Origin of the sequence: Campylobacter parajejuni (assembly GCF_046764905.1) — a bacterium.
In the GTDB taxonomy this organism is placed as follows: Bacteria; Campylobacterota; Campylobacteria; order Campylobacterales; family Campylobacteraceae; genus Campylobacter_D.
The window spans coordinates 1-15,940 of record NZ_JBKORB010000007.1 but is presented as its reverse complement, the minus strand read 5'-3'; the positions used below and the strand labels follow the sequence as shown (position 1 = coordinate 15,940).

General features: G+C 33.2%; 15 protein-coding genes, 1 tRNA gene and 2 pseudogenes. 12 read left to right on the top strand and 6 right to left on the bottom strand.

Features of this window, described 5'->3' with window-relative positions; translation table 11 throughout:
- Positions 1-4 precede the first annotated feature (4 nt).
- Positions 5-571, top strand: a complete 567-nt coding sequence (locus ACLL8X_RS07165; protein WP_411990242.1) for a hypothetical protein — start codon at positions 5-7, stop codon at positions 569-571.
- Between the two features lie 64 nt (positions 572-635).
- A tRNA-Ser gene (locus ACLL8X_RS07160) sits at positions 636-725 on the top strand.
- 117 nt (positions 726-842) lie between these two features.
- On the opposite strand, the gene ceuE is transcribed toward ACLL8X_RS07160, so the two are convergent.
- The 6 genes from ceuE to ACLL8X_RS07130 all read right to left on the bottom strand — a co-directional run bounded on the left by ceuE (position 843) and on the right by ACLL8X_RS07130 (position 6,188).
- Entirely contained in the window at positions 843-1,823 is a 981-nt protein-coding gene (gene ceuE, locus ACLL8X_RS07155; RefSeq protein ID WP_411990241.1) for an enterochelin ABC transporter substrate-binding protein CeuE, read from the bottom strand.
- A 13-nt stretch (positions 1,824-1,836) separates the two neighbouring features.
- Positions 1,837-2,592: an enterochelin ABC transporter ATP-binding protein CeuD gene (ceuD, locus tag ACLL8X_RS07150; RefSeq protein ID WP_411990240.1), complete on the bottom strand. Its 756-nt coding sequence runs from the start codon at positions 2,590-2,592 to the stop codon at positions 1,837-1,839.
- On the bottom strand, positions 2,589-3,527 hold the full coding sequence (gene ceuC, locus ACLL8X_RS07145) for an enterochelin ABC transporter permease CeuC (RefSeq protein WP_411990239.1): 939 nt from the start codon (positions 3,525-3,527) through the stop codon (positions 2,589-2,591). Before ceuC ends, ceuD begins: the two co-directional genes overlap by 4 nt.
- Complete coding sequence (gene ceuB / locus ACLL8X_RS07140; protein ID WP_411990238.1) at positions 3,520-4,488, bottom strand: enterochelin ABC transporter permease CeuB; 969 nt, start codon at positions 4,486-4,488, stop codon at positions 3,520-3,522. The genes ceuC and ceuB overlap by 8 nt, the downstream gene beginning before the upstream one ends.
- 129 nt (positions 4,489-4,617) lie before the next feature.
- Complete coding sequence (locus tag ACLL8X_RS07135; protein WP_411990237.1) at positions 4,618-5,616, bottom strand: phospholipase A; 999 nt, start codon at positions 5,614-5,616, stop codon at positions 4,618-4,620.
- Complete coding sequence (locus tag ACLL8X_RS07130) at positions 5,613-6,188, bottom strand: molybdenum cofactor guanylyltransferase (protein WP_411990236.1); 576 nt, start codon at positions 6,186-6,188, stop codon at positions 5,613-5,615. Before ACLL8X_RS07130 ends, ACLL8X_RS07135 begins: the two co-directional genes overlap by 4 nt.
- 61 nt (positions 6,189-6,249) lie before the next feature.
- Between ACLL8X_RS07130 and ACLL8X_RS07125 the strand changes: the two genes are divergently transcribed.
- The 10 genes and pseudogenes from ACLL8X_RS07125 to ACLL8X_RS07080 all read left to right on the top strand — a co-directional run.
- Positions 6,250-7,557, top strand: coding sequence for an NFACT RNA binding domain-containing protein (locus tag ACLL8X_RS07125; protein WP_411990235.1), 1,308 nt, complete (start codon positions 6,250-6,252; stop codon positions 7,555-7,557).
- A 1-nt stretch (position 7,558) separates the two neighbouring features.
- Positions 7,559-7,891, top strand: a complete 333-nt coding sequence (locus ACLL8X_RS07120) for a hypothetical protein (RefSeq protein ID WP_411990234.1) — start codon at positions 7,559-7,561, stop codon at positions 7,889-7,891.
- A gap of 8 nt (positions 7,892-7,899) precedes the next feature.
- Positions 7,900-8,625: a phosphatidate cytidylyltransferase gene (locus ACLL8X_RS07115; protein ID WP_411990233.1), complete on the top strand. Its 726-nt coding sequence runs from the start codon at positions 7,900-7,902 to the stop codon at positions 8,623-8,625.
- A complete protein-coding gene (gene dxr / locus ACLL8X_RS07110) occupies positions 8,622-9,692 on the top strand; it encodes a 1-deoxy-D-xylulose-5-phosphate reductoisomerase (RefSeq protein WP_411990232.1) in 1,071 nt (356 codons plus the stop codon). The genes ACLL8X_RS07115 and dxr overlap by 4 nt, the downstream gene beginning before the upstream one ends.
- 1 nt (position 9,693) lies before the next feature.
- Positions 9,694-11,088, top strand: coding sequence for a peptidoglycan D,L-carboxypeptidase Pgp1 (pgp1, locus tag ACLL8X_RS07105; RefSeq protein ID WP_411990231.1), 1,395 nt, complete (start codon positions 9,694-9,696; stop codon positions 11,086-11,088).
- On the top strand, positions 11,085-12,092 hold the full coding sequence (gene tsaD / locus ACLL8X_RS07100) for a tRNA (adenosine(37)-N6)-threonylcarbamoyltransferase complex transferase subunit TsaD (protein ID WP_411990230.1): 1,008 nt from the start codon (positions 11,085-11,087) through the stop codon (positions 12,090-12,092). The genes pgp1 and tsaD overlap by 4 nt, the downstream gene beginning before the upstream one ends.
- Positions 12,093-12,608: a type II secretion system protein gene (locus ACLL8X_RS07095; protein ID WP_411990229.1), complete on the top strand. Its 516-nt coding sequence runs from the start codon at positions 12,093-12,095 to the stop codon at positions 12,606-12,608.
- A pseudogene (locus tag ACLL8X_RS07090) lies at positions 12,609-13,857 on the top strand (DUF2920 family protein). It abuts the gene before it with no gap.
- 98 nt (positions 13,858-13,955) lie between these two features.
- Positions 13,956-15,212: a DUF2920 family protein gene (locus tag ACLL8X_RS07085; RefSeq protein ID WP_411990228.1), complete on the top strand. Its 1,257-nt coding sequence runs from the start codon at positions 13,956-13,958 to the stop codon at positions 15,210-15,212.
- 10 nt (positions 15,213-15,222) lie between these two features.
- A pseudogene (locus tag ACLL8X_RS07080) lies at positions 15,223-15,940 on the top strand (motility associated factor glycosyltransferase family protein); the annotation flags it as partial.

The window sequence follows — 15,940 nt, the reverse complement described above, 5'->3', positions numbered from 1 at the left end:
AAAAATGATTAACAAGAACAAATTGTTTAGGCAAATTCACATTTATGTGAGTTTATTTTTCTTACCTTGCGCGGTTTTATTTGCTTTTACCGGAATTGCTTATATTTTTGGTTTTAATCAAGATGTAGGCATAAAAAAAGAAAGTTATATTTTGCAAAAAAATATTCAACCCGGAAAAGAAAAAGAAGAGCTTATCCAATTTCTTCAAGAAAATAAGCTTAAAATTCCAAGTGATACAGAGTTAAAGCAAGGCAGGGGAAAGGGCAATAATGCCGCATCAACTATGGGTGGTGTGCATTATAGTATCGATATGATTGCTAAGGATAATAATAGCTACGAAATTACACTTAAAACAAGAAGCTTATTAGGTGATATGATTATGCTTCATAAGGATAAAGGAGCTTGGTATTTTTCTGTATTGAGCGTAGGCTTTGGTGTGGTTTTATTTTTGCTTTATCTTTCTGGACTTATGATTACTTTATTTGCGAATAAAAAAGACAGAAATAAGCAGTATTTAGTTCTTGCATCAGGCTTTATCATAACCTTACTTTTGGCTTATTTTAGTCTCTGATTTCTCTAGCTTTTTTTAAGCTAGGAATTATATATTTTCGGGTATAATCACACTTTACTTCATTGGACAGATGGGTGAGTGGCTGAAACCACACCCCTGCTAAGGGTGCAGATCTTAACGGGTCTCGAGGGTTCAAATCCCTCTCTGTCCGCCACAAATTTTATCCTTTAGTATTTAAACGAGTTAAATCAGTTTTATCATTTTTAAAGGCGGGTGTAGAAAGAGCCATAAAAAAACTTTCTTAAAGGGTGCAAGGATAAGCCCTTGCGAATTATTTTATAGAGTCTTTAAGCTCTAAAATCATAGCCTTTAAGCATTCTAAGCCATTTCCGCTTGCTAGATACCAATACTCTGGGTCAAGATAGATGATTTTGTTATTTTGTGCGGCTTTGGTTTTGGCAATCAGTGCATTATCAAGTATGCCAGCAGCCCTTTCTTTATTGCCCACTATGACATTTCTATCGACTACAAAGATATAATCAGGATTTTTCTCAAGTATAAATTCAGCATTAATGCTCTTGCCGTGTGTGCCTACCCTTAGGCTCTCATCTGTGGCATTAATACCTAAAACATCGTGTATAAGTCCAAAGCGAGATTGGGGACCAAAGGCGGAAATTTTATTTGAATTAGTAAGCACGATAAGGGCTTTTTTATCTTCATCCACTAAGCCTTTGGTTTCTTCTATTTCATTTTTAATTTCTAGGATTTTCGCTTTGGCTTCATTTTCTAATCCATAAAGTTTTGCTATGCTTAAGACATTATTTTTAACAGAATCAAAAAAATTCGCATAATCAAGTCCTACAAATAAAGTAGGTGCGATTTCTTTTAATTTTTCATAAAATTTACTCTGTCTTCCTGAAATGATAATAAGCTCAGGTTTTAAAGCATTAATAGCTTCTAAATCAACTTGCTGCACCCCGCCCACACTAGCCTTATCCTTAAACTGCTCTAAATATTTTGGCAGGTTTTGAATAGGCACACCGACTACTTTATCGCTCAAACCCAAAGCATCAAAACTATCTAAAATTCCAAGGTCTAAAATAACAACCTTAGAAGGATTTTTAGGAATTTTATTTTCGCCTAGGCTATCTTTGACTAAAAAACTATCCCCCTCATCACTCATGCTAATAGGCACGGTTTTAAGCGTATCATCAGCTTGTGCCGTGCTTGTGTTGTTTTCACTAGAGCTTGAATTGCAAGCTGTGAAAAAAAGACTTAAAATGCAAAATGCAAAAACTAAAATTTTTTTCATATTTTCTCCTTTTTTAAAAATAAATACAAATTTTCTTACCATCGATTTGGCTTACGGGTATATCCATATCATAAATTTGTTTTAGGGTTTTTTCGTTGATGATTTCATCTTTTAAACCTTGTTTTAAGAGTTTTCCGTCTTTTAAGGCTATGATTTCATCCGAGTAAATCGAAGCAAAATTAATATCGTGTAAGATAACCGCTATGCTTTTATTAAAGTCTGTAACCAGATTACGCATAAGTTGCATAATTTGGACGCTATGTTTCATATCAAGATTATTTAAAGGCTCATCAAACATTATAAATTCAGTATCTTGAGCGATAATCATAGCAATAAATGCCCTTTGCTTTTGACCCCCACTTAGGGTATCTAAAAATTCGTTTTTCAATGCACTAAGTCCCATATATTCTAAGGCTTCATTGATTTTGCTTTTATCCTTTGTATCCAGCCTTCCTTGAGAATGCGGAAAACGCCCAAAAGCCACTAATTCTTCAACTTTTAATCTCAAATTAATATGATTTTGTTGCTTAAGAATGGAAATTTTTTGTGCTAAATCCCTTTCTTTATAGCTTTTGATATTAAGTTTATCGATGAAAATTTCTCCACTGCTTGGTTTTATCAAGCGACTTGCAAGGGCTAAAAGAGTGGATTTTCCTGCACCATTGGCTCCTATTATAGAAGTGATTTTACCCTTAGCAAAATGAATGTTTAGCCCTGAAATAATGGCTTTGTTATCATAAAATTTACTAATATTTTGCAGTTTTATCATAATTTATTGCCCCTTAATACAAGATAGATGAAGTATATTCCGCCTAGAAAATTGATAATCACGCTTATGGTAGTATTATAAGCAAACACCCTTGAAACAAAAAATACCCCGCTTACTAAGGCTAAAATACTAATCAACACACAAGCACAGAGTAAAATGCTGTGTTTAGCGGTCTTAAAAAGCTCATAAGTGATATTAACCACTAAAAGTCCTAAAAAGGTAATAGGTCCTACAAGTGCAGTGCTAATGGCTGTTAAAATAGCGATGATAATCATAAGTTGTTTTGAAATTTTTTGATAATTTATACCCAAATTTATAGCCAAATCCTTGCCTAAATTCAAAGGGTCTAAGAATTTCACATATTTAAGCGTGTATAAAAGGGTTAAAAGGGTAAAAACAAAGGCTAGGCTTAAAACATCAAAGGCGATATTGTCAAAACTAGCAAACATCCTGCCTTGTATCACCATAAATTCATCAGGGTCGATTAAAACCTCAAAAAAAGAACTTAAAGTGCCAAAAAGCGTTCCAAAAACAAGCCCCAAAAGCATTATAAGATAAATGCTTCTATCACTGCTAAATAAAATTTTATAAAGTCCTAGTGAAAAGATTATCATACAAAGTAAAGAAATTAAAAAATTCACATCATTTTTATAAACGCTTAAATTCGCAGAACCAAGCGAGAAAATAAGCGCACTTTGAAGAAGCATATAAAGTGAGTCTAATCCTATGATAGCAGGGGTTAAAATTTTGTTATTGCAAAGGGTTTGAAAGATAAGAGTAGAAACTCCTATGCAAATAGCCACTATAATAATGGCTACAATTTGCAAAGAGCGATTTTTTAAGGCGTATGCGTCAAGATTGTTTGAGTTTGCAAACATAAAAACAGCGACCATAATAAGGGTTAAAAGGCTTAAAATCAGCATTTTCTTAAGCATAAGCCTTCCTTTTTAGCAAAAGAAAGATAAAAATCGCAGAACCTATCACACCTGTGGTAATGCTTAAAGGCATTTCAAAAGGAAAGATGATAAGCCTTGAGATAATATCGCAAATGAGTAAAAATAAAGCCCCAAAAAGTGCTATATAAATAAGATTTTTTCTAAGATTATCGCCTCGGTAAAGGGCTACTAAATTGGGGATGATAAGCCCCAAAAAAGGTATGATTCCAACGCTTACAATCACCACGCTTGTAATGATAGAAACAAGGAGTAAGCCTAAAAACAATATCCCATTATAAGAAATTCCAAGATTTAAGGCTATGTCTTGACCCATACCCACTATGGTGATTTTATGCGCTAAAAAATAAGCGACTATGAAAAGGGGCAAAGCTATGTAAAGCAGCTCGTAATTTCCTTGCATAACATTTGCCATACTGCCTTGTAGCCAACCTTGTATATTTTGTATATAATTTAAAGCGTAAGCAAAAAAAGTGGTTATAGCACTGACTATGCTTCCAAACATCAAGCCTATTAAAGGCACGAAAATCACATCTTTAAGTTTGATTTTTCTTAAAATTTGCAAGAAGATAAAAGAGCCTAAAAGTGCAAATACAGAAGCGATGAGAGCTTGAGTAAAAAAAGAAGTGTGAGCAAAAAATATCAAAGAAATAAGTATGCCAAACCTAGCACAATCCATAGTTCCTGCTGTCGTAGGAGAGACGAATTTGTTTTGGGTGAGTTGTTGCATAATAAGTCCGCATAGGCTAAGACTAGTCCCTGTAAGTAAGATAGCAACCAATCTTGGAATGCGAGTGAGTAAAATGATTTCTACTTGAGAGGAGCTTAAGAAAAAAATATCACTGATATTAATGCGTATAACTCCTATAAATAAGCTTAGTCCCCCAAAGAATACAAGCAAAATTATAAGCACTTTCAAATCCAATATATGCCTAAAAAACAAAGTCTTCCTTATACTAATAATAATTATCAAAAATTGAAATTATAATGAGTTTTTTTTAAGAAATAATAAAATCAAAAGAGCGTAAAATCTAAGCTAACTTTGTTTTTGAGTGGGGAATTTATTTTGAGTTTAATAAGAAAGCAAAAAGCCCGTTGAAAGTCTTTGCAAGTGTTTGTTATAGTCTATAAGGCTTTCTCCATAGCCATTAAAATATTGCAAATACCAATAAATTCCATTGTTAAAAATATCATAACCCACATCAAGCTGGATTGCTCCTTTGTTAGCTTTGAATTTAAGATTATTTCTTAGCATGAGATTGATAAAATAATCCTCGCCCAAATACGCTAAATTTACATCAAAATTTCCCATATAATGTAAAATAGCAGGGTTATCATCATCTTCTTTGCTTTCAGGAATTTTATACCAAAGGCGTGGAACAAATAAAAATCTATGATACAAAATAGCTGTGGATAGATAAATTCTATTCCACGAACGAGACTCTAAATTTTCATCATTCTTGCCATTGCTTTCGTGTAAAAAGCCTAAGCGTAAATTGTTGAAGAATTTATAATCTTTAAAATACAAAGGAAAATCCACAAAAAATTCAGGCTGATAGTTTGTCTCTCTAAAAGGAGAAGAATGGCTATAATTTTGCCACCAAGAAGTTTGAGTATAGCCTATGTAATACTTCTCATCAAAGCCTAAGAAATCTTCAAAAAGCCTTTTTTTAACACTGATTTGAAATTTCATTTCGATTTTTTTATTTTTAGTCCCTAAAGAATTAAAACTATAAGCAAAGGGTAAAAAATAATTCATTTTATAAGAGCTAATGCCAAGGGGATTAAAGCTTTCATTTTCTCCAAGATAATTAGCCAAAGCAAGGCGAGAAAAGTCTTGCTTTTCTTCTTTGTTTGCGATGATGGAAGTTTTTGTTGGGGAGCTTTGTTTGGGTAAATTAGAGCTGTTTTGTTCTTGAGAAATCAAAACAGGGGAATTTTTTAAAGCAAGTTTTTTATAAAGTTCCATCGCTTCTTTATAAGCTCCTTGTTTTTCGTATTCTAAAGCTTTGTCTAAATCATTAGCCATTCCAAAAAGAGCTAGGCTTAAAAATAAAACAATCCTTTTCACAGCCACTCGCTTTTAAATTTTTCATACTCTTTAGGAAAATTTAAATTTAAAAAAGTATCTTCATCGTCAAATTCTACAAATTGCGTTCTTGCTTTGGAAAATAAAAGTCCTAATTTTTGCTCATTTTTTTCTAGTAATTCTTTGCAGGTGCTAGCCAAAGAACTATGATAAAATCCACATAAAGGATGCTTGTATAAAGGAGTTTTGGCTATGATGATTTTATAATCTTGCTCTAAAAAAGGAAGCATTTTTAAAAGTTCTTTTTCGCTTATTTTGGGTGTATCCACACTGATGATAAAGACAAATTCATTCTTAAAATAAGAAAGTATAGAATAAAGCGCAAGCATAGGCGAGTGGATTGAAAATTTAGCATTATCCTTGATAAGTTGAAATTCGCTTTGAAATTTATCTTCTTTAACGCTTACATAAACGCTTTTAAAAATTTGAGAAAATTTATACACTTGAAATTGAGTTAAATTTTGGTTTTTAAGAAGCAATTTACTTTTATCCTGTCCCATACGGCTTGATTTTCCACCGCATAAAATCACGCAATTTAGCTCATTAAGTTGCACAACTTTCCTTTTTTATTATCATTTTATCACAAATTGACTAAAATATTTTATAATTTCTTTTATGAAATACACAGAGCTTTTACAATTACAAACTTTTTTTTCGGCTTTTAAAAAAATCGATTTTTTAAAGCGTATTAATGACAATATCTTAGAACTAAGCCTAGATAAACAAAGATTTATTTTCGACCTTACTCGCTCTATGAGTGCTATTTACACCGCAAAATTAAATGCGAAAAATTATAATGCCCCTTTTGATTTTATGCTTAAAAAATATTTTAATAATGCCCTTATAAAAGAAGTTAAAGTCCTTAAAGATAACCGCATTTTGTGTTTTAGCGTCAAAGCCAATAAGGCTTATAAAAGCTATGAGAGTAAAATTTATTTTGAATTCACAGGCAAGAATACCAATGCCATTATCACAGATGAAAAAGGACTTATTATAGAAGCTTTAAGGCATATTGATAAAAGCTACCGCATTATCAAACCCAATGTAATATTAGAGTCTTTAAAACCTTATAAAATGGATGAAAAATTCGAAGAAATTAAAGATTTTAAGGCTTATTTTTCTTCCCAATTTACAAGTTTTTATGAAAATAAAATCAAGCAAATAAAAAATTTAAAACTTGCACAAGTGGATAAAAAAATACAAAATTTGCAAGAACTTTTTTCTAATTTAGATGAAGAAAATTCTTTGCTTTTAAAGGCTGCGGCTTATAGAAAAAGGGCTGAGGTATTGTTTGCGAATTTAAGCTTTTTAAAAGACTATGAAAGGGAATTTAGCCTTGATGATTTTGAAGGCAAAAGGCTTGAGTTTAAACTGGAGTTTAGTCCTAAAGAGAGTGCTAATTTATACTATAAAAATGCTAAAAAATTAGAGCAAAAGGCTAAAAATTTAAACATACAAAGGCAAAATTTAAAAGAAAAGCTAGAATTTGCTTTGAGTTTGAAAGAATTATTATTTCAAGCTAAGAGTGAAATAGAACTTGAAATTTTATTGCCTAAAAAAAATAGCAAAAAAAACAACCAAGAAAAGCAAGAAGATTTTGTGGCGTATTTTTATTTTAATGAGTTTAAAATTTGCGTGGGTAAAAATGAAAAAGGCAATGAATTTTTGCTTAAAAATGCAAAAAAAGATGATTTATGGTTTCACATAAGGCACCTTCCTAGCGCGCATACTTTGATTGTCTCAAACAAGCAAAAAATCAGCCTTGATGTGATAGAATTTGCCGCAAGACTTTGTGTAAGCTTTTCTAAGTTAAAGAAAGGTTCGTATTGGGTCGATTATACCTTGAAGAATTTTGTCAAGGTTCAGCAAAAGGCGTTTGTAAATTATACAAATTTTAAAAGTATTCATATCATAAAGGATTAAAATGCCAGTTAGCCCAGTAGGAAATATGAATTTTGTAAATCAAAATATGGCTTATCCCGCTACACAAGCAAGTAACGAGCTTGCAAAAGAAGGTTTTGCAGCTACGCTGAATATGGCTGAATTTAACGAAAAGGAAAAAACCCTAAACAAGCTTGAGAAAGTCAATGAAGCTCACGAAATCAAAGAAGAGATTAAAGAAAAAGCCGAGCAAGAAGAAAAAAAGAAAAAGCACAAGCAAGAAGCTAAAACTAGCGATGATGAGAAAGAAGATGAAGAAGCAGAGCCTAGTTTTAAAGATGCACAAAGCATTCATCATTTAGATATGAGTATATAAGGAAAAATATGTTTAATGCCACCCGAATTATTTCAGCCTTTGTGATGATAGGCGCTATTATCATCATAGCGCTTATTAATCAATTTTTTATCAATTTTATCCTTTTTGCGGTTTTATTGTATATAGCTTTTAACGAAGCAAAAAAGCTCTTTGCCTTAGAGCAAGTTAGTATTATTCCCCTAGCCTTAGCTTTTATTTTGGGAAGTTTATCGCATAAGCCTTTGGCTTTTGGGATTTTGGCTTTGTTATCAGTGCTTGGATATTTGGTTTATAAAAAAACTTCTTTAAAGCCCGCTCTTATCTATCTTTATCCTTCTTTGCCTATTTTAGCACTTTGGCAAGTGTATTTAGAGCAGGGTATGTTCGCGCTTTTTTGGCTTATTATCATAGTGGCTGCTTGTGATAGCGGGGCGTATTTCATAGGAAAGCTTATGGGCAAAACTCCTTTTTCTCCAACAAGCCCAAACAAAACCTTAGAAGGACTTATAGGTGGTCTTATTTGTGCGAGTGTTATAGGGACCTTAGTGGGAGTTTTTGTTTATAGTTTTTGGCTTTCTTTGCTTTGTTCTTTTTTTGTAGCGATTTTTGCAGTGATTGGGGATTTGCTTGAGAGCTATTTTAAAAGAGAAGCGGGTGTAAAGGATAGTGGTAAGCTTATCCCAGGTCATGGGGGAGTGCTTGATAGGATAGATGCGGTTATTATCGCTGCTTTTGTGATGGTGGCTCTTTTATGATACTTTTTGGAAGCACGGGTAGCATAGGGGTAAATGCCCTTAAACTTGCCGCTTTGAAAAAAATTCCCATTTCTGCCTTAGCTTGTGGGGACAATATCACGCTTTTAAATGAACAAATCGCAAGGTTTAAACCCAAATTCGTTGCCATAAAAGATTCAAAAAATAAAGCCCTAGTCAAACACGATAAGGTTTTTATAGGTCAAGAAGGATTAGAGCAAATTTTAACTCAATGCCAAGATAAGCTTTTACTCAATGCCATTGTGGGTTTTGCAGGACTTAAAAGCACTTTAAAGGCTAAAGAATTAGGTAAAAACATAGCCCTAGCAAATAAAGAAAGCCTTGTCGTGGCGGGAAAGTTTTTAAAGGGAGCCAAATTTTTACCCGTAGATAGCGAACATGCGGCTTTGAAATTTTTACTCGAAGGTAAAAAAAATATAGCAAAGCTTTATATCACAGCAAGTGGGGGAGCTTTTTATAGGTATAAAATCAAAGATTTAAAAAGCGTAACTTTCCAAGCTGCCCTAAAACACCCCACTTGGAATATGGGAGCAAAAATTACCATAGATAGTGCGACTATGGTAAATAAGCTTTTTGAAATCATCGAAGCTTATCATTTGTATGATTTTAAAGAGCTTGATGCCTTGATAGAGCCAAGGTCTTTAGTGCATGCGATGTGTGAGTTTAAAAACGGAGCTAGCACAGCGTATTTTTCAAGGGCAAATATGAAATTAGCCATTTCAGATGCTATATTTGAAAAACACGATACGCAGGTTTTAGAGCCTATTGATTTTAGTAAAATGCCTGCTTTAAAATTCCATAAAATTAGCACCAAAAAATACCCTATTTTTAAGCTTAAAGATATTTTTTTAAAAGAGCCAAATTTAGGGGTTATCATCAATGCAGCTAATGAAATAGGAGTGCAAAATTTCCTTGCGGGTAGGGCAGGGTTTTTGGATATTGCTGGGGGAATTTTTAGGGCTTTGGATTATTTTGGAGTGCCTAAAATTTCAAGTGTAGAAGAAGTTTTTGAGTATGATAATAAAACAAGAGAATATTTAAGGAGTTAAAATGAGATTTTTTTTAACCATTTTATTTTTTATGAGCAGTATTTTTGCCCTAGAGCTAGAATTTAGCGTAGGAGAAAATGGAAAAAGCTTAGATGATAATAATACTATTTTGATTTTTGGCGGTATTCAAGGCGATGAGCCGGGGGGTTTTCACGCTGCTAGTTTGCTTTTGAGTGATTATAATATCACTAAGGGCAAAATTATAGTCGCTCCTAATTTAGCCTTTGATAGTATCATTAGGCGTTCGCGTGGAAGTAATGGCGATTTAAACCGCAAATTCGCAAATATCAGTCCAAAAGACCCTGATTATAAGACCATACAACGCATTAAAGAGCTTATTTTGCTCCCTGAGGTAAGTATGGTTATCAATCTTCACGATGGTTGGGGTTTTTACAAGCCCACTTATATAGATTCTTTGCAAAACCCGAAGCGTTGGGGGAATTCTAGCGTGATAGATACAAGTGAGATTAACGCTACTAAATACCCTGACCTTGAAGGCATCGCCACACAAACCATAAATAGCGTCAATGCTTCTTTAGCCGACCCAAAGCACGCCTATCATCTTAAAAATACCAAAACTGAAGAATTAGGCGATACAGAAATGCTTAAGGCTTTGACTTATTTTGTGATTTCAAACCACAAAGCCGCTTTTGCCAATGAAGCGAGTAAAAATTTGCCCGTGAATTTAAGAGCTTATTATCATCTTTTGGCTATTGAGAATTATCTAAAAACTGCAGGAATTGAATTTAGCAGGGATTTTGAGCTTACTCCCCAAGGCGTTTATGAAGCGATAAATAGGGAACTTGAAGTGAAGCTTTTTAATGATAGGGTTTTGCTTTCTTTAAAAAATCCCCGCAAAGTGATGAAATTTGTGCCTTTTCCTGTTAATAAAGAGCTAAATTATAACACCAGCAATGAGCTTACCGCTGTGATTGCTGAAGGGAATTCTTTTTTCGTGCAGTATGGGAACCGTTTTCAAACAAGGCTTTATCCTGAGTATTTGGAATTTAGCGATGCTTTTAATGAAGTAACCTTTCAAGTTGATGGCAATGAAACTTCCGTGCCTTTTGGAACTAAGGTCAAGGTAAAAGAAAATTTTCTTATCCCAAAGATAGCCAATGTGCGTGTTAATATCATAGGTTTTGACTACGCAAAGGATGAAAGTGGCGTTTTAGTCCATAAAAAAAATATGCAAAATCCTTATTCTTTAGATATGGCGGGCAAAATTTATAGGGTGGAATTTTATGAGTTAAGGGGGGCAAATTTACAACAGCTTTTAGAGGCAAATACGAATAGCAAGTTGATTAAAAACGCTAAAACTTTGGATTTAAACACTCTTAAATCAGCAAGAATGAAAGATAAATTCTTAGGTTCTATTTTAGTGGAATTTGAATGAAAAGCCTTATCTTAGCCATAGAAAGCTCCTGCGATGATAGCTCCATAGCCGTGATAGATAAAAATACCTTAGAATGCAAATTTCATAAAAAAATTTCCCAAGAGCTAGAACATAGTGTTTATGGTGGGGTGGTGCCAGAACTTGCTGCTAGACTTCACAGCCAAGCACTGCCAAGCATACTTTGGCAATGTAAAGAGTATTTTAACAGGCTTTGTGCCGTAGCGGTTACGAATGAACCCGGTCTTAGTGTGTCTTTGCTGAGTGGAATTTCTATGGCAAAAACCTTAGCGAGTGCCTTAAATTTGCCTTTAATTCCCATCAATCATCTTAAAGGTCATATTTATAGCCTGTTTTTAGAGAGTAAGTTAGAAAAAGATGGGGGAATTTTGCTTGTAAGTGGGGGGCATACTATGGTGCTTTATCTTGCAAATGATGGGAGTTTGGAGCTTATAGCAAGGACAAATGATGATAGTTTTGGTGAAAGCTTTGATAAGGTGGCTAAGATGATGAATTTAGGCTATCCCGGTGGGCTTATCATAGAAAATTTAGCTAAAAAAGCCCAGCTTAAAAATATCCATTTTAGCATTCCCTTAAAGCATTCTAAAGAACTTGCTTTTAGTTTTTCGGGGCTTAAAAATGCGGTAAGAATGGAAATTTTAAAGTATGAAAATTTAGATGAAAAACTAAAAGCAGAACTAGCCTATGGTTTTCAAAAATCAGCTTGCGAGCATATTTTAGATAAGTTAGAAAAAATTTTTCATCTTTATAAATTTAAAAATTTGGGCGTGGTAGGGGGTGCGAGTGCGAATTTAACCCTGCGTTCTTTGCTTTCTAAGCTTTGTCAAAAATATAATTGCGAGTTAAAACTTGCTCCCTTAGAGTATTGCTCTGATAATGCTTTGATGATAGCAAGGGCTGCGGTTGATGCTTATGAAAAAAAGGAATTTGCCTTTATAGAAGAAGATATTTTAAGCCCTAAAAATAAAAATTTTTCAAGGATATAGATGAAAAAAGCTTTTACTATATTAGAACTTGTTTTTGTGATGATTATTTTAGGAATTTTAGCTGCTATTGCTCTGCCAAAAATGAGTTCAAGCAAAGATGAAGCTGAGCTTAGCAAGTCTTTAAATAATCTTAAAACTTTGATGAATGATATTAGCATTTACACCTTAAAAAACGATAGCTTAAGCTCTATGAAAGCTATGAGTAATGTAAGTGGGGTTGAAAATGTGGATTTTACACAATTTAGCGGTGTCAAAGAAGTCAATTTTCGCGTAGGCGATGATAAAGAATGTCTAAAACTTATTTTTATAAATAAGGCTGATTTTATTTTGATGGGAATTTCAAGCAATGAATCAAGTAAAAATGCCCTTATCCGTGCGGCTAATCAAGGCAAAGAGAATTTAGAGAATATCGACTTTACAAGCACTTCAAACAATAAAGCTTGTGTGGCTTTAAGCAAAAATGAGAATTTTAAAAATTTAGCAAGTAAAACTTATGTTTTAATGGGGAGTATGTAAATGATAGTGAATAAAACTTATGAAATTGACTCTTGCGATGATGTGGAGTTAGGCATCAAACGCACTTCAAAGCTTGAGTTTAAGCTTTGGTATGATGAGTCAAAAGAGATAGAAGCTTTGGTTTTTATCATATCTGGGCTTGGGGGAGATGCGAATGAGAATTACCGTGAGCATTTGGCTGAAACTATATCTAGCGAATTTGATGTTGCTGTGGTCGGGGTTAATTATCACTGCATTGGAAATCGTCCCCAAACAGGTTCAAGCTTTTATTTAGATGATATAGACAGGCTTATTTTAAAAACAAGTTGCGAAGCTATTGATATAAAACTTCCTCATAGTGCTGATGAAATTCAAAACTACAAACAAATGAATGAAATTTTTTATTTCATCAATAACAGTATTATTGAAGGTAAGCAAAAAGGTATATTTATGCCAAATTATTCTTTAAATTTGCATGTGAGTTTGCAACCTACCAAAAACGAGTATCAAAATTTCGGGCTTATGCAAGCAATTGATTTGTTAAACACGGCACTTTATCTTAAAAAGAACGCTCCTTTTAATACTACGGGGGGGGGGGGTTCCCATTATTATGATAGGTAGTTCTCACGGGGGATATTTAGCCCATCTAGCGGCTAAATTTGCGCCTTGGCTAGTCGATGGGGTAATAGATAACTCTAGTTATGCTAAATTTTTGTGGAGACTTGTAGGTTTTGGAAAGGAGATTGATTTTATGCAATACAGCGAGTTTTCGACTTTTGTCCATCATATTAAAATGCATTGTTCTACAAAGACCTTTTGGACAAGTAATACTGCCTCGCCTTATTTTTTCTCTCCTGCTAGAAGAATGATAAGGTATATACTAGAAGAGAACCATCTTAAAATTCAGAGCAAATATCCAAAGGCGTATTATGTAAGTTATCATTCTGTTTGCGATAAAGAAATAGCTCCACCCGATGAGAAAATAAAATTATATCAGTGTTTAAAAGATTTTAAATTTGACGCAAAATTAAATATGATTAAAGATTTTAGTCAGGTTGATGGTAAATTTATTAAAAATTTAGAGCATGGTATGGGAATGTCTATAAAAACTTTGATTTTCAAAGAACTCCCCTTAATGCTAGAAAAAATAAAGCAAAATAAAGCAAAAAAAGATTGTAAAGAAAAATGCGTTAGCTATCCTTGTGAAGATTTACTTTATCAATTTAGCCAACGCAATGATAAAATAGCACTCAAAATAGAAAAAATTTAAGGAAAGTTCAAGTGACCTTTGTCAGTGTGGCTTTGAGTAAAAATGAGAATTTTAAAAATTTAGCAAGTAAAACTTATGTTTTAACAAGGAGTTTGTAAATGATAGTGAATAAAACTTATGAAATTGACTCTTGCGATGATGTGGAGTTAGGCATCAAACGCACTTCAAAGCTTGAGTTTAAGCTTTGGTATGATGAGTCAAAAGATATTGAAGCTTTGGTTTTTATAGCACAAGGAGTGGGTGCTGATTGCAATGATAAATACTTAGATTTGATACTTAAATCCTTGCTTAAAACTTTTAATGTAGCCTTTGTCGGGGTTAATTATCACTGCATTGGAAATCGTCCCCAAACAGGCTCACGCTTTTACCTAGATGATATAGACAAACTTATTTTAAAAACAAGTTGCCAAACCATAGACCTTAAACTTCCTTTTGATTTAAGTGGAACTTGCGACCAAGATAGAGCAGCTGAAATTTTTCGCTTTATCAATGATGCTCTCATAGAAAGAAAGATGAAGGGTGCAATGGACCCTAATTTTTATTTGCAGTTACATACCACTATGCAACCTACCAAAAACGAGTATCAAAATTTCGGACTTATGCAAGCAATTGATTTGTTAAATACGGCACTTTATCTTAAAAAGAACGCTCCTTTTAATACTACGGGGGGGGGGGTTCCCATTATTATGATAGGTGGCTCTCACGGGGGATATTTAGCCCATCTAGCAGCTAAATTCGCACCTTGGCTAGTTGATGGGGTGATAGATAATTCTAGTAGTGCAAAGTTTTTATTTTTATGGCGTTTTGTAGGTTTTGGAAAGGAGATTGATTTTATGCAATACAGCGAGTTTGCGACTTATAATTTTTATAATCATATTCGAACTTGTGCTTCGACTAGGACCTTTTGGACAAGTAATACCGCATCGCCTTATTTTTTCTCTCCTGCTAGAAGAAAAATTCGTAATCTTTTTGAAAATGAGCATTTGGCTAGACAAGCTAAATGTTTAAAAACTCATTTTGTGAGTTATCATTCGCTCAAAGATGAGTATATTCCTTTGGAAGAAAAAAATATTTTTTATAAAGAACTGGCTAACTTAGGATTTGACGCAACTTTACATACTATCACTAAAGAAGCTCAAATCGATGGAAAATTCATTAAAAACTTAAATCACGGAATGGGAATTCCACTCAAGCTTTTAATCAAAAAAGAACTCCCCTTAATGCTAGAAAAAATAAAGCAAAATAAAGCAAAAAAAGATTATAAAGAAAAATGCGTTAGCTATCCTTGCGAAGATTTACTTTATCAATTTAGCCAAGAAAATGATAAAATAGCACTCAAAATAGAAAAAATTTAAGGAAAATTCTGTGTTGGAAAAAAACATACAGGCTTTATTAAGTGGTGTCAATGAACCCTTAGGAAATAAGCTTTTAACTTTTATACAAACTAAAACCTGCTCTTCTTTTAGTATAGATGAAAATTTAAATATCTATGATAAAAACAATAAGATTTTTATGTATGAAAATTTAGAAGAAGAGCTTAATCATTTTTATCAAAGTATTTTAGAAAAAACTCATCGTTATCCTTTTATATGTATTTATGGTATAGGCAATGCTTTATTGATAAAAAATTTAGCCAAGCATTATAAACATCTTTTTGTCTTTGAAAACGAAATAGAGCTTTTTATCTTAGCCTTAAGTGCGGTGGATTTAAGCGATGAGTTAAAAAGTGGCAAAATTTATCTTGTGGATATAAATGAAGAAAGAGCCGACATTCAACTACTTATACTTTTTGACCAAAATGATATGTTTTTATGGTTAAACCTTTACAAAATGTTTGCAAATAATTCCTATTATAAAGAGTTTTACCTAAATTCTTGGCGTGAGGCTAACGCATTTTGCGAGAAAAATATCGAAGTCGTGATAAGAAATTTAAGTCTCGGTTTAGACATTCCTTTTGAGTGCTACGCCAATCTTTTACAAAATATCCCTGCTATGCTTGAGAGCATTCCTTTTCAAAGAATTTTAAGCGAAAGAAAAAATAGCTTTGAAAATGCCATAGTCGTTTCTGCAGGACCAAGCCTAG